The organism is Jeongeupia sp. HS-3, assembly GCF_015140455.1.
GTDB lineage: Bacteria > Pseudomonadota > Gammaproteobacteria > Burkholderiales > Chitinibacteraceae > Jeongeupia.
The window spans coordinates 1608122-1620693 of sequence record NZ_AP024094.1 but is presented as its reverse complement, the minus strand read 5'-3'; the positions used below and the strand labels follow the sequence as shown (position 1 = coordinate 1620693).

The window sequence follows — 12572 nt, the reverse complement described above, 5'->3', positions numbered from 1 at the left end:
ACCGTTTACAGCGCTAGCGCGACCGTCATCCCTTCCTCGATCGCCCGCTTGGCATCGAGCTCGCCGGCCTTCTCGGCGCCGCCGATCCGGTAGGCGGTGACGCCACGGGCGAGTAGCTCGTCGTACAGCGCGTTCACCGACTCCTGCCCGGCGCAGATCACTACCTGCTCGGCCGGCAGCGTTTCCTCCTTGCCGCCGTGGCGGATCGTCAGACCTTCGTCGTCGATGCGGACGTACTCGACCTCGCCGAGCAGATGGACGCCGCGATGCTGCAGTTCCAGCCGGTGCACCCAGCCAGTGGTCTTGCCCGGGCCCGAGCCCGGGCGGCCCTTGCGGCGTTGCAGCAGCCAGATTTCACGTGGCGATGGCGTCACCTGCGGCGGAGTCAGACCACCGGCTTGCGTCAGCGTGTCGTCGATGCCCCAGTCGCGACGGTAGTCGCCGATTTCGTCGCCGTGATGATCGGCTTCGGACAGGAAGACCGCAGTATCGACGCCGATACCTCCGGCGCCGACGATGGCGACGCTGGCCTTCGGCGCGACCTTGCCCGACAGCAGGTCTGGATAAGAGACCGCCTTCGGATGGGCGATGCCGGCAATGTCGGGCACGCGTGGTTTGACACCGGTGGCAACGATCACCGCGTCGAAATGGTCAGCCAAATCGGCGGCGGTGACCGGCGAATTCAGCCGGATCGTCACATGATTCAGCTCAAGCTGGCGGGCGAAGTAGCGCAGTGTTTCGTGGAATTCTTCCTTGCCCGGCACATGGCTGGCGAGGCGGAACTGACCACCGATGGCGTCGGATGCCTCGAACAGCGTCACCGCATGGCCGCACTGTGCTGCGCTCAGCGCCGCCGACAGGCCGGCCGGGCCGGCGCCGACGACGGCAACGCGTTTTTTCGCCGCCGCTGGCTTGATCACGAACACGGTCTCGCGCCCGGCGCGCGGGTTGACGAGGCAACTGGCCGGCTTGCCCTCGAACGCATGGTCGAGGCAAGCCTGGTTACAGGCGATACAGGTATTGATCTCGTCGGCGGCATCGCGCGCGGCCTTGACGACGAAATCGGCGTCGGCGAGCATCGGCCGCGCCAGCGAGACCATGTCGGCACCGCTGCCCAGCACCGCTTCGGCGACTTCCGGCGTGTTGATGCGGTTGACCGCGATCAGCGGAACGTTCACATGTGGCTTCAGCGCGGCGGTGACCCAGCCGAAGCCGCCGCGCGGCACGGCCTGCGCAATGGTCGGGATGCGCGCTTCGTGCCAGCCGATGCCGGTGTTGATCAGCGTGACGCCGGCGGCTTCGAGCGCCTTGGCAAGCTGGATCGCTTCGTCGAAGGTGCCGCCCTGCGGCACCAGATCGAGCAGCGACAGCCGGAAGATCACGATGAAATCGTCGCCGACGGCGGCACGGACGGCCTTCATCGTCTCGACCGCCAGACGCATGCGATTGGCGAACGAACCGCCCCAGTCGTCATCGCGCTGGTTGGTGCGCGCAACGAGGAACTGGTTGATCAGATAGCCTTCGCTACCCATGATTTCGACGCCGTCGTAACCGGCCTGGCGCGCCAGTTTGGCGGTGTTGGCGAAATCGGCGATGGTCTGCAGGATGTCGTCGTGGCTCAGTGCGCGCGGCGTGTATGGCGAGATTGGCGAGGCAATCGCCGAAGCGCTGACCGCATCGGGGTGGTAGGCGTAACGGCCCGCGTGGAGGATCTGTAGCGCAATCTTGCCGCCGGCCTCGTGCACCGCCTGCGTCACCGGCAGGTGGCGGGCGATGTCGGCGTCGCTGGCGAGCATTGCCGCATCCGGGTAGATGCGCCCGGCCGGGTTCGGTGCAATACCACCGGTGACGATCAGCGCCACGCCGCCGCGGGCACGTTCGGCATAGAACGCCGCCAGCCGCTCGGGGCCATCGGGCGCTTCTTCGAGCCCGGTATGCATCGAGCCCATCAGCACGCGGTTTTTCAGCGTGGTGAAGCCAAGGTCAAGCGGGGCGAGCAGTTGGGGATAGGCGGTCATCGTGGCTCCGGTAGTACGGTGCAAGCTGTTTCAAAAGACTGTTTGAATTCTGAGCCTAGCGTCTGGGGCAGGGCAAGCGATAGTCGGGGTTTGCCTATAGCCGGGGTTTTCAAACGGGCCGATTCTGCCCGGCAGGTGCAGGCACGCGGTTCTAAGCTGGAGCCAAGCCCGTGCCGATCGATGGAGTTCGCCATGTTCCGCGTAACCGCAGTTGTCGTGAGTCTCGCCAGCCTGGCCGCTTTTGCCGATCCTTTGCCATCGTGGCAGGACGGGGCCAGCAAGGAGGCGATCACTTCCTTTGTATCCCGCGTGACGCGTGAGCGCTCGCCCGACTATTTGCCGGTGGATGCGCGCGTTGCGGTGTTCGATCTGGACGAGCCGTTGCAGCAGGCCGGCAATGTCGAACTGGCGTTTGCCATTGATGAAGCCAGGCGGCTGGCGCCGCAACATCCGGAGTGGCGCAAGAGCGCGCCGCTTGCCGACACCATTGCGGCCATCCTCGCTGGCGAAGCCAGACCGGTTCGCACCAGCGCCGAAGCGCAGGCGCTGATTGCCGCAACGCATGCAGGCAGTGCCGATGCGTTTAGCGCGCGGGTGCAGCGCTGGCTGGCCGAGCCGACCGGCCGCGCCGCCGCGCAGGGCTATTTGCCGATGCGCGAACTGATGACTTATCTGCGCGGCAACGGCTTCAAGACCTGGGTGGTGTCGAGCGGCGAGTCGGGTTTCGTGCGGGTGCTGGCCGAAAGCGTTTATGGCGTGCCGCCCGAGCAGGTTGTCGCGAGTGCGTTGAAGGCCAAACTGGCGGTGCAGGGAGGGGTGACCACGATCGTGCGCGCACCGGCGTTCGAGACCTTGCTCGACGGCCCGGCCAAGCCGGTCGCGGTCGAGCGCGCGGTGGGCCGACGGCCGGTGATAGCCTTTGGCGACAGCGATGCCGATTTGCCGCTGCTGCAATGGGTGTCGGCTGGAAAAACCCGCTTTGTCGGCCTGCTGCGCCAGGGCGAGGGTGCCGAACAAGCACAGGCGGTGGCGCTGAATCTGGGCTGGCTGGTCGTCGATGCAGGGCAGGACTGGCGGCGCGCCTATGCATCGCAGCCGCTACCGGCCGGCAGCCCGGCCGCCGAGCCGAGCGCGCTGGTGATTCATGCTCGTGACATGTTGCCTTAGGTATACTGGTTGATCACAACGCAAGCCGTCATAGCGTGTATCTATCAATCGCATCAACATTGCCGATTGGACACGCCGGCAGCGCCGCGACTATCTTGTACGCGATTATTTTCAAACAGATTCAGGAGAACTTCCATGGCTGTACTCGTTGGCAAAAACGCTCCGGACTTCAACGCCTCTGCCGTGCTCGGCAATGGCCAGATCGACGACAATTTCAACTTCAAGAAGGCCGTCGAAGGCAAGTACGCCGTCGTGTTCTTCTACCCGCTGGACTTCACCTTCGTCTGCCCGTCCGAACTGATTGCCTTCGACCATCGCCTGGCAGAGTTCAAACAGCGCAATGTTGAAGTGATCGGCGTGTCGATCGACAGCGCCTTCACCCACAGCGCATGGCGCAACACCCCGGTTGAAAAGGGCGGCATCGGCCAAGTCGGTTACACCCTGGTGGCCGACATCAAGCACGAAATCTGCCAAGCGTATGACGTGGAACTGGCCGGCGCTGGCGTTGCACTGCGCGGCTCCTTCCTGATCGACAAGTCGGGCGTTGTTCAGCACCAGGTCGTCAACAACCTGCCGCTGGGTCGCGATATCGACGAAATGCTGCGCGTGGTCGATGCCCTGCAATTCACCGAAGAGCACGGCGAAGTCTGCCCGGCTGGCTGGAACAAGGGCAAGAAGGGTATGAAGGCCGACGCAGAAGGCGTCGCCAAGTACCTGGCTGAAGAAGCCGCTAGCCTCTAAGTCGTTCGTCAGGCTGGCGATGTCAGCCTGCTGGGATGATTTCAAAGCAACAATAGGTGCATGAAGCATCAGCTTGCGCAGAGAGCGCCGCCTTCGGGTGGCGCTTTTTGTTTTTTGATCGGTCATAATCGCTGCTTTGGTTTCACCGGTTTTTCGCATGTCGCAACACGTGATCGCCCCGCCTCAAGAAGGGCAAAGTCCGCAAGCCTGGTACGACAGCCTTAAAAACGAAGCCAGCTTTATCGCCGATGGCGCACAGGCCGCTGCGATCGGCAGGCTCGATGCGCTCTGGCACGAGCTGGTCGAGTTCAAGCGCAAACGCGGCCGCTTCCTTGGCAAATCACTGCTGCCACAGCCGGCGCTGCCACAAGGGCTGTGGTTCTGGGGCGGTGTCGGCCGCGGCAAAAGCTTTCTGATGGACGCCTTCTTCGCCAGCCTGCCGTACAAGCGCAAGAAGCGGCTGCACTTTCACCAGTTCATGCAGAACGTCCACAGCGAATTGAAAAAGCAGGCCGGCAGTGACGACCCGATGGCCGGGGTCGCGGCCAAATGGGCCAAGTCGGTGCGGGTGTTGTGCTTTGACGAATTCCACGTCTCGGACATCGCCGACGCGATGATTCTTGGCCGCTTGATGGAGCAGTTGTTCGCGCGCGGCGTGGTGCTGATTGCCACCAGCAATTACGCGCCGGACAACCTCTATCCCAATGGCTTGCAGCGCGCCAATTTCCTGCCGACGATCGCGCTGCTGAAAGCGAAGCTCGACGTGGTGAATATCGATTCGGGCAATGATTACCGCATGCGCACGCTCTCGAAGGCGCGCACCTATCTGACGCCGGTCAACGCCGATACCGAGGCCGAGCTGGCGGCGATCTTCGATGCCGTCGCCACCGGTGCGGCATTGTCGAAAGCGCTGACGATCGAAGGCCGGCGGCTGATCGCCGTGCAGCATGCGCCGGGCGTGGTCTGGTTCGACTTCGCCGTGCTGTGCGGCGACGGCCGCGCCCAGGCCGATTACCTCGAGCTGGCGCGGCGCTACCACACCGTCATCGTCGCCAACATCCCCAAGCTGGGGGCGGAAACGTCGAACCAGGCACGACGGCTGACCTGGCTGGTCGACGTGCTCTACGATCACCGCGTCAAACTGATCCTGTCGGCTGCGGTCGATGTCGACGCGCTCTATACCGAAGGCGTGCAGGCGAGCGAGTTCTTCCGTACCGCCAGCCGGCTGACCGAGATGCAATCGAAGGAATATCTCGCGCTGCCGCATCAAACGGTAGAAGAGCAGTTGGCCGGGATCTCCGAAACCTGATTCTGCCCCGAGGAGCCGAGATGGCCGAGACCATGAACGCCGTATTGCCCGATGCCTATCCCAAGCTGGTTTGGGGCACGCAGCCGCGCCCGGTGGCGGGTGAGGGGCAGTTGCTGGTGCGCGTGCGTGCGGCCGGCATCAATCGTGCCGATCTGGTCCAAGCCGCCGGCAACTACCCGGCGGCGCCCGGTGAGTCGGCCGTGCTCGGGCTGGAAATTGCCGGCGAGGTGGTCGCACTGGGCACCGATGTCACCGGTTTTTCCATTGGCGATGCGGTGTTCGGCCTCGTGCCCGGTGGTGGCTACGCCGAGTACTGCGTGCTCGACGCTGCGCTGGCGATCCGCAAACCCGCGGCGCTGAGCTGGTTTGATGCGGCGAGCCTGCCCGAGGTGTGGATGACCGTCTGGCTCAATCTGGTCGAACTCGGCGAACTGCGCGCGGGGCAGCGTCTGTTGGTGCACGCCGGCGCCAGCGGCATCGGCGCGGCGGCGATCCAGCTCGGTAAGCGCTTTGGCGCCGAGGTGCTGACCACGGCCGGCAGCGCCGAGAAGGTCGCGTGGTGCACGGCGCTGGGCGCCGACCGGGTGATCAATTATCACGACGAGGATTTCGTTGCCGCAGTGAAGGCCGCCGGTGGCGCCGATCTGATCCTCGAAACCGTCGGCGGCGATTACCTCGGCCGCGACCAGCAGTGTTTGAACCGCGATGGCAGCATCATCGTCATCGGTCTGTTGCGCGGCACGAAGGCCGAACTCAACGTCGGCCTGCTGCTGGTCAAGCGTCAGCGCGTGCAAGGCTCGGCGCTGCGCAGCCAGCCGCTCGACGCCAAGGCCAGGCTGGCGGCGGCCGTGGCCGAACACATCCTGCCGGACATCGTGCGTGGCGCGCTCAAGCCCGCGCTCGACCGCGTGTTCGCCGCCGGCGACGCGCAAGCCGCGCACGACTACGTGGTGCAGAACCGCAATCAAGGCAAGGTGGTGCTCGCGTTCGACTGAACCTCAGTCGCAGGTATCGGCGGGCGGGTATGCGGCAAACCAGTCGACGATGGCCGGCCTATGCCGCTCGAAGCCGCCCGACAGCTTGAGCACGCCCGGCACGGGTATCGCCGCGGTTTTACCGTGCCGATGGCTGGCGCTGTGCAGCCTGCCTGGCCTTGCGCTCGGCGGTATAGGCCCACCACGGCTGCGACGGCCCGCCGTCCATGAAGCGGACGATAGAGACGAACACGTCGATCATGCACGGATCCTGCCGCGTCGCCGTTGCCACGCACAGTAGATCGTAGAGTTCGTAGGGGTCGCGCCCGGTCAGCTGCGCGGGCGTGGTGATGCCGATCAGCCGCAGGTCGGCCGCGCAGGCCTTGCCGATGTTCGGCAGGTCTTCGAGCCGGTGGAGGCGGGCGCGGTCGACTTTGGCCGGATTCATCCGGATGGGCCTAGAGCGTAGCTGGTCGTTTCGCCGGCGCGAGATAAAAGTCTTCCGGTTTGACCAGCTTGGGGGTTTCCGAATCGGCCTCGTAGTTCGGCGACATGATCTGCACGCCGTACTCGTTGAACACGTCCTGCACATTGCCGTTGAGCTCGGAAAGGATCTGCAGCCGCAGCCGTGGTTCGTCGAGGGCGAAGCGCAGATGGTATTCGACGTAGAAATCCGACAGCGCGGTCTGGTAGACCACCGACGCCGGGTCCTGCCGTAGCCCCGGGGTACGGCGCGCGGCTTCAAGCAGCATCGCGTGCACCTGGCGCCACGGCGTGTCGTAGCCGATGGTGACGACGATCTTGCAGATCACGCCGCCGCCGCGCGCCAGCCGCGAGAAGTTCTTCACGCTCTGGCTCACCAGCACCGAATTCGGAATGCTGACCTCTTCGCGCAGGTTGGTGTGCACCTTGGTGGCGAACATGCCGATTTCCATCACCGTGCCTTCCTCATCACCGATCTGCACGTACTCGCCGACCTTGATCGAGCGCGAGTAGATCAGGATCAGCCCCGAGGCGAACTGGCCGACGACGCTGGATGCACCCAGCGACACCATCAGGCCGACGATCACGCTCAAGCCCTTGAACGCGTCGGTGTTCGCGCCGGGTAAATACGGGTAGATCATCGCCACCGCGAACAGCCACGCGGCGACCGACAGCAGCTTGCGCGTGGTGGCGGCGGTATCGGCATCGAAGAAGCCGAGCTGCACCCGGCCCGATTCGACCTGCTTGAACAGATAGTTGATGCCGTGCACGGACCAGCGGGTCAGCAGCAGGATAAAGACGATGATCCCGAGGCTGGGCAGCGCCGAGAGGATGGCGACCGCGAACCTGGCCAGCAGACTGAGCACGGCGGCGTCGAGCTGTTCACCCCAGATGCGCGTGTATGGGAAGCAGCGCAGCACGAATGACAGCCATACATAGCCGAGCGCCAGCGCGCTGGGCCAGAACACCAGATAACCGAGAAGGCGCAGGCTCAGCTTGATCAGCCGGACCGGCACGACGTTGCGCACGTCGCGCAGCTTGTGGATCAGCCGTGCGAGCACGAAGCGCAACAGCTTGTTCCAGAGCAGCCACAGCCGGTTCAGCAGCCACAGTCCCAGTGCGAAGACCAGCGTCGCCGCCGCGGCCTTGGCGACCGCGAACAGCCACTCTTGCGGCTGGTTGAAGCCGCGGCTGTCGTTGAACAGCTCGGTCAGCGTCGCCTTCGAGTGGTCGAGATTGCCGCTCAGCGTTTCGCCCGACAGCGTGTCGACATCGGCGTTGCTGACGAAGAACAACGGGTTGCCGTCGTACAGCAACGCGCCGCCTTCGGCATTGGTCCGTGATTCGAGCTTCAGCGGTGTGGCGTCGCCCAGCAGGCGGCGGATGCGCTTCTCGGCGGCCTCTTGCCGCTGCTGCGGCGTCGATCCGAGCAGATTGCTGCGGAACGTGGCGATGACACGGTTGTTCAGTATCAAGGTGGCATCGTTGCTGACCGCGGGTGCCGATGCATCGTTGGCATGGGCGACGAGGGATAGGCAGAGCAGGCAGAGGAGGGCGAGCAGGCGCATGGGAGTCGGGGCTAAATGAGGTGAGAACCGTTTATCGGGCAGGCAGCCGAAAGCATCACAGCTTGTTATTGATAATGAATCTCATTTATGTTTGAATGAGATCCACCGGCGGCAAAAGCCGGATCAAATATCATCATACAAGGAAGAACCCTTCATGAACGCTTACCTGGTAGGCGCCGACGTGCTCGGCAACATCCCCGATCTGCTTACCCGTTACGGCATCACGATCCACAAGCACGTGTCAGGCCGCCATGCCGCGCATCAACGCAAGCCAGCCAGCCTCAAGGGGGTGGATCTGATCATTCTTTTCACCGATTTCCTTGGTCATAACGTCATGCGCCATTACCGCGAGATGGCGAACGAAGAGAACATCCGTTTCGTTGCGTGCCGTCGTTCGGTCTGTTCGCTTTCGCAAACACTCGACAAGCTCGGCCACTGCGCTACCCAGCCGTGCGATACCTGCCCGCAGCGCAAATTGCATTGATCCGGCAGTACGGCGGCAAAACTTGCCGCCATCGTCTTGCCACCAGGCCCGGCCATTGTTGCCGGGCCTTGTTTTTATTTGCTTTGGGCTCGCTTCGCTGGGTGGCACGCTTCCTGCTTATTAAGTGTTCTCTGATTGACCACCCGGCAAAACGCATGCTCGGACGCATCGACGATTACTTCCGCCCGCAGGAAACCGCGCTCAGGCTTCGCAGCGAACGCCAGCAGGTGCTTGCCGCCAATATCGCCAATGCCGATACGCCGAACTACAAGGCGCGCGATTTCGATTTTGGCGCCGCGTTCAAGGCGGCACTGGGCGGCGTCGCGCAGCCTGCGATGAAGCAGACCGATGCGCGCCATCTGCAGTCGAGCACCACGGTTGATCCGTTTGCACCGCAACTTGGCTACCGCGTGCCGGCGCAGGGCGCGATCGATGGCAACACCGTCGAGATGGACAACGAAATGAGCCAGTTCGCCGACAACACCCTGCGTTATCAGGCGGCGCTGACATTCATGCAGAGCCGGATTTCGTCGATGAAATCCGTCCTTAGCAACCAATAAGGTTCGCCATGTCGCTGTTTCAGGTTTTCGATATTGCCGCGTCGTCGATGAAGGCGCAGTCGCAACGACTCAATGCCGTTGCCAGCAATCTGGCCAACGCCGAATCGGCCACCAGCTCGAACGGCCAGCCGTATCGCGCCCGTCAGGTGGTGTTCCAGGTGGCGCCGCTGCCCGGCGGCAGCGCCACGACGCCGGGCGTGCGCGTCGCCGGCGTGATCGAAGATCCGTCGCCGCCGAAGCTGGTGTACGAGCCGGCCAACCCGCTGGCCGATGCCAATGGCTACGTGGCGATGCCCAATGTGAATGTGGTCGAAGAAATGACCAATATGATTTCCGCATCGCGCTCGTACCAGACCAGCGCCGATGTGATGAATACCGCCAAGACCCTGCTGCAGCGCACCCTGCAGCTGGGCCAAATCTAATTTCCCGGGGAGCGAACCATGTCCGCCGTCAATGCCACCAGCGGTTTCGACTACAGCGCCTTGAACGCCAAAGCTGACAAGGCCAAGGATACCGCTGCCGATATGCAGCAGAGCTTTCTGAAGTTGCTGATTACGCAGATGCAGAATCAGGATCCGATGAACCCGATGGACAATGCCCAGACCACCTCGCAGCTGGCGCAGATCAATACCGTCACCGGCATTCAGAATCTGAATGCGACGATGGCGTCGATGATGGCGGCGATGTCCGGCTCGCAAGGGCTGCAGGCGGCATCGGTGATCGGCAAGGATGTGATGGCCCCGGTGAAGACGCTGAGCTACCCGGGCAAGGACGGCATCGATCTGGGGATGGAACTGCCGGTCGGCCACAGGGGCACCCAGCTGGCGATCGTCGATGCCACCGGTAACGTGATCGAGAAAGTGGATATTCCGGCATCGCAAACCGGTTACGTCAACGTGAAATGGGACGGCAAGCTGGCCGACGGTTCGCAAGCGCCCGAAGGGCAGTACCACGTGCTGGCCGCCAGCATCGATGCGTCGGGCAAGGAGCAGGCGATTGATGTGTTCGGCTGGCAGAAGGCCGCCAGCGTCACGCTGGCCGCCGCCGGCGCCAAGGTGCAGCTGGCCGACGGCTCTATCGTCGATTTCGCCAAGATCAAACAACTGCGTTGATTCGATAAAACAGATATCGGCCGGCCAGTCCGGCCCCGGAGGCAGAAATGGGTTTTCAGCATGGTTTGAGCGGTCTGAATGCGTCGTCGAAGAATCTCGACGTGATCGGCAACAATATTGCCAACGCCAGCACCGTCGGCTTCAAGGGCTCGCGCGCGGAGTTTGCCGATATCTACGCCGCCACCTTTGCCAATTCCGGCACGCTCGCCGGTATCGGCGCACGGCTGGATTCGGTGGCGCAGCAGTTCGGTCAGGGCAACATCAGCACCACCAGCAATCCGCTTGATCTGGCGATCACCGGCAACGGTTTCTATCGCGTCGTCGATCAGGCCGGCAATGTCAGCTATAGCCGCAACGGCCAGTTCCAGCTCGATCGCAGCGGTTACATCGTCAACGGCAGCCAGCGGCTCACCGGCTGGCCGGTTGATGCGCGCAGCGGTCTGCTGAACAAGGGCGGCGTGCCGCAACCGTTGCAACTGACCGTCGGCAACGTCGGCGCCAGCGCAACCGGCGCTTCCGGTCTGGCCAACGCCGGTCTGGCGATGATCACCAATCTGGACGGTTCCAAGGCCATCATCGACCGCGCCGCGCCGCCGGCCGGTACCGGCCCGTTGAACGTACAGGATCCGACCACCTATTCCGATGCGACCACTTCCAGCGTTTACGACGCCCAGGGTGTGCGTCATTCGTTGACGTATTACTTCACCAAAACGGCGACCAACCAGTGGGAAGTGCAAACCTCGTTCGACGGCGCCAATCCGGTGCCGGCGACCGGCACGGCGGGGACGCAGGCTTACCTGTACTTCGACGGTAACGGCAAGCTCGATACCACCTCGAACCCGACCACCAATGCCGCGTCGTTCACCTATACCACCGCGCTGGCGGCACCGAACGGCGCAACCAGCCCGTTCACCTTTCCGGTGACCTTCGCCAAGAGCACGCAGTTCGGCAGCGCGTTCGGCGCGACCTATACGCAGGACGGCTACGCCGACGGCACGCTGACCGGGATCAGCGTCGACAAGACCGGCGTGATCGTCGGTTCGTACTCGAACAGCCAGACCAAGGTGATCGGTCAGGTGGTGCTGGCCAACTTTGCCAACGCGCAAGGCCTGCAGCCGATCGGCGACAACCGCTGGGCCGAGACTTTCGCCTCCGGCGCGCCGAACGTCGGTGATCCGGGCACCAGCAACCTCGGTTCGCTGCAATCGTCGGCGCTGGAAGACTCCAACATCGATCTGACCGGCGAGCTGGTCAACCTGATTACCGCGCAGCGCAATTATCAGGCCAATGCCAAGACCATTTCAGCGCAGGACACCATCCTGCAAACCCTGGTTAACTTGGGTTGATAAAGCCGCGCCGTTCGAGCGTTGTTCGAGCGGTGCAGGTTACGGGTTTTACGGGAAAAGAACATGGATCGGCTGATTTACACCGCGATGTCTGGCGCCAAGCACACGATGCTGCGGCAGAGCACCATCTCCAACAATCTGGCCAATACGCAAACGCCGGGTTTCCGTGCCGAATTGGCCGCGTTTCGCGCCCTGCCGGTTATCGGTGGCGCTGCCTTGCCGACCCGCGCTTTCGTGACCGAGCAAACCACCGGCGCCGATTTCACGCCGGCGCCGATGATGCAGACCGGGCGCGAGCTGGATGCGGCGATTGACGGTACTGGCTGGTTCGCAGTGCAAACCGGCACCGGCGAGGCCTATACCCGTAACGGCAGCTTCGAGATCGACGCGGCCGGCCTGCTGAAAACCCGCAGCGGCGCGATCGTGCTCGGCGAGAACGGCCCGATCACGATTCCCGAAAACACCCGGATCACCATCGGCCCGGACGGCACCGTCAGCGGTGTGTCGCTCGACGATGCGACCCAGAACAACGACTTGGGTCGGCTCAAGCTGGTGAACCCGGATGTCGCCGGGCTGGAGCGCGGCAGCGATGGCCTGTTCCGGCAGCGCTCGGGTGAAACCGCGCAGGCTGCGGCCGAGGTCAAGCTCGCCGGTGGCATGCTCGAAGGCAGCAACGTCAATCCGGTCTCCGAGCTGGTCAGCATGATTTCGGCGCAGCGCCAGTACGACATTCAGGTGCAATTGCTGCAAAAAGCCAATGAAAATGCCCGCGCCGCCGCGCAGGTGATGGCGTTCAACGCCTGATTACCC

The 12572-nt window shown here is 63.4% G+C and carries 13 protein-coding genes; 10 read left to right on the top strand and 3 right to left on the bottom strand.

All coding sequences use genetic code 11. The features are described 5' to 3' along the window. Positions 1 to 5: 5 nt before the first annotated feature. Positions 6 to 2018, bottom strand: a complete 2013-nt coding sequence (locus JLC71_RS07665) for an NADPH-dependent 2,4-dienoyl-CoA reductase (protein WP_200918148.1) — start codon at positions 2016 to 2018, stop codon at positions 6 to 8. 192 nt (positions 2019 to 2210) lie between these two features. On the opposite strand from JLC71_RS07665, the gene JLC71_RS07660 reads away from it, so the two are divergent. From JLC71_RS07660 to JLC71_RS07645, 4 genes are all read left to right on the top strand, one after another. Continuing rightward, positions 2211 to 3185, top strand: a complete 975-nt coding sequence (locus tag JLC71_RS07660; RefSeq protein ID WP_200918147.1) for an HAD family hydrolase — start codon at positions 2211 to 2213, stop codon at positions 3183 to 3185. A gap of 135 nt (positions 3186 to 3320) precedes the next feature. Continuing rightward, the gene (locus tag JLC71_RS07655) at positions 3321 to 3926 is read left to right on the top strand and encodes a peroxiredoxin (RefSeq protein WP_200918146.1); all 606 of its coding nucleotides are present in this window, start codon (positions 3321 to 3323) and stop codon (positions 3924 to 3926) included. 157 nt (positions 3927 to 4083) lie between these two features. Further along, complete coding sequence (gene zapE, locus JLC71_RS07650; RefSeq protein ID WP_200918145.1) at positions 4084 to 5235, top strand: cell division protein ZapE; 1152 nt, start codon at positions 4084 to 4086, stop codon at positions 5233 to 5235. Between the two features lie 20 nt (positions 5236 to 5255). After that, a complete protein-coding gene (locus JLC71_RS07645) occupies positions 5256 to 6230 on the top strand; it encodes an NAD(P)H-quinone oxidoreductase (RefSeq protein WP_236251016.1) in 975 nt (324 codons plus the stop codon). Positions 6231 to 6348: 118 nt separating this feature from the next. Here the strand turns inward: JLC71_RS07645 and JLC71_RS07640 are convergent, their stop codons facing one another. Together JLC71_RS07640 and JLC71_RS07635 are read right to left on the bottom strand one after the other, a co-directional pair. Beyond that, a complete protein-coding gene (locus JLC71_RS07640; RefSeq protein ID WP_200918144.1) occupies positions 6349 to 6657 on the bottom strand; it encodes a helix-hairpin-helix domain-containing protein in 309 nt (102 codons plus the stop codon). A gap of 10 nt (positions 6658 to 6667) precedes the next feature. Beyond that, complete coding sequence (locus JLC71_RS07635) at positions 6668 to 8260, bottom strand: mechanosensitive ion channel family protein (protein WP_200918143.1); 1593 nt, start codon at positions 8258 to 8260, stop codon at positions 6668 to 6670. A 154-nt stretch (positions 8261 to 8414) separates the two neighbouring features. Between JLC71_RS07635 and JLC71_RS07630 the strand changes: the two genes are divergently transcribed. From JLC71_RS07630 to flgF, 6 genes are all read left to right on the top strand, one after another. Next, positions 8415 to 8744 carry a DUF2325 domain-containing protein gene (locus JLC71_RS07630; protein ID WP_200918142.1) on the top strand — a complete coding sequence of 110 codons (330 nt, stop codon included), beginning with the start codon at positions 8415 to 8417 and terminating at the stop codon, positions 8742 to 8744. A gap of 155 nt (positions 8745 to 8899) precedes the next feature. Then, a complete protein-coding gene (gene flgB, locus JLC71_RS07625) occupies positions 8900 to 9304 on the top strand; it encodes a flagellar basal body rod protein FlgB (RefSeq protein WP_200918141.1) in 405 nt (134 codons plus the stop codon). An 8-nt stretch (positions 9305 to 9312) separates the two neighbouring features. Further along, entirely contained in the window at positions 9313 to 9726 is a 414-nt protein-coding gene (flgC, locus tag JLC71_RS07620; protein ID WP_200918140.1) for a flagellar basal body rod protein FlgC, read from the top strand. Between the two features lie 18 nt (positions 9727 to 9744). Then, on the top strand, positions 9745 to 10416 hold the full coding sequence (locus JLC71_RS07615) for a flagellar hook assembly protein FlgD (RefSeq protein WP_200918139.1): 672 nt from the start codon (positions 9745 to 9747) through the stop codon (positions 10414 to 10416). Positions 10417 to 10463: 47 nt separating this feature from the next. Next, a complete protein-coding gene (gene flgE / locus JLC71_RS07610) occupies positions 10464 to 11762 on the top strand; it encodes a flagellar hook protein FlgE (protein WP_200918138.1) in 1299 nt (432 codons plus the stop codon). 63 nt (positions 11763 to 11825) lie between these two features. Further along, positions 11826 to 12566, top strand: a complete 741-nt coding sequence (flgF, locus tag JLC71_RS07605; RefSeq protein WP_200918137.1) for a flagellar basal-body rod protein FlgF — start codon at positions 11826 to 11828, stop codon at positions 12564 to 12566. Positions 12567 to 12572 lie beyond the last annotated feature (6 nt).

What these genes read in the sequence shown, in the direction of transcription:
- JLC71_RS07665 (WP_200918148.1), bottom strand. Translation starts at nt 2,018, where the DNA reads ATGACCGCCTATCCCCAACTGCTCGCCCCGCTTGACCTTGGCTTCACC.
- JLC71_RS07660 (WP_200918147.1), top strand. Translation starts at nt 2,211, where the DNA reads ATGTTCCGCGTAACCGCAGTTGTCGTGAGTCTCGCCAGCCTGGCCGCT.
- JLC71_RS07655 (WP_200918146.1), top strand. Translation starts at nt 3,321, where the DNA reads ATGGCTGTACTCGTTGGCAAAAACGCTCCGGACTTCAACGCCTCTGCC.
- zapE (WP_200918145.1), top strand. Translation starts at nt 4,084, where the DNA reads ATGTCGCAACACGTGATCGCCCCGCCTCAAGAAGGGCAAAGTCCGCAA.
- JLC71_RS07645 (WP_236251016.1), top strand. Translation starts at nt 5,256, where the DNA reads ATGGCCGAGACCATGAACGCCGTATTGCCCGATGCCTATCCCAAGCTG.
- JLC71_RS07640 (WP_200918144.1), bottom strand. Translation starts at nt 6,657, where the DNA reads ATGAATCCGGCCAAAGTCGACCGCGCCCGCCTCCACCGGCTCGAAGAC.
- JLC71_RS07635 (WP_200918143.1), bottom strand. Translation starts at nt 8,260, where the DNA reads ATGCGCCTGCTCGCCCTCCTCTGCCTGCTCTGCCTATCCCTCGTCGCC.
- JLC71_RS07630 (WP_200918142.1), top strand. Translation starts at nt 8,415, where the DNA reads ATGAACGCTTACCTGGTAGGCGCCGACGTGCTCGGCAACATCCCCGAT.
- flgB (WP_200918141.1), top strand. Translation starts at nt 8,900, where the DNA reads ATGCTCGGACGCATCGACGATTACTTCCGCCCGCAGGAAACCGCGCTC.
- flgC (WP_200918140.1), top strand. Translation starts at nt 9,313, where the DNA reads ATGTCGCTGTTTCAGGTTTTCGATATTGCCGCGTCGTCGATGAAGGCG.
- JLC71_RS07615 (WP_200918139.1), top strand. Translation starts at nt 9,745, where the DNA reads ATGTCCGCCGTCAATGCCACCAGCGGTTTCGACTACAGCGCCTTGAAC.
- flgE (WP_200918138.1), top strand. Translation starts at nt 10,464, where the DNA reads ATGGGTTTTCAGCATGGTTTGAGCGGTCTGAATGCGTCGTCGAAGAAT.
- flgF (WP_200918137.1), top strand. Translation starts at nt 11,826, where the DNA reads ATGGATCGGCTGATTTACACCGCGATGTCTGGCGCCAAGCACACGATG.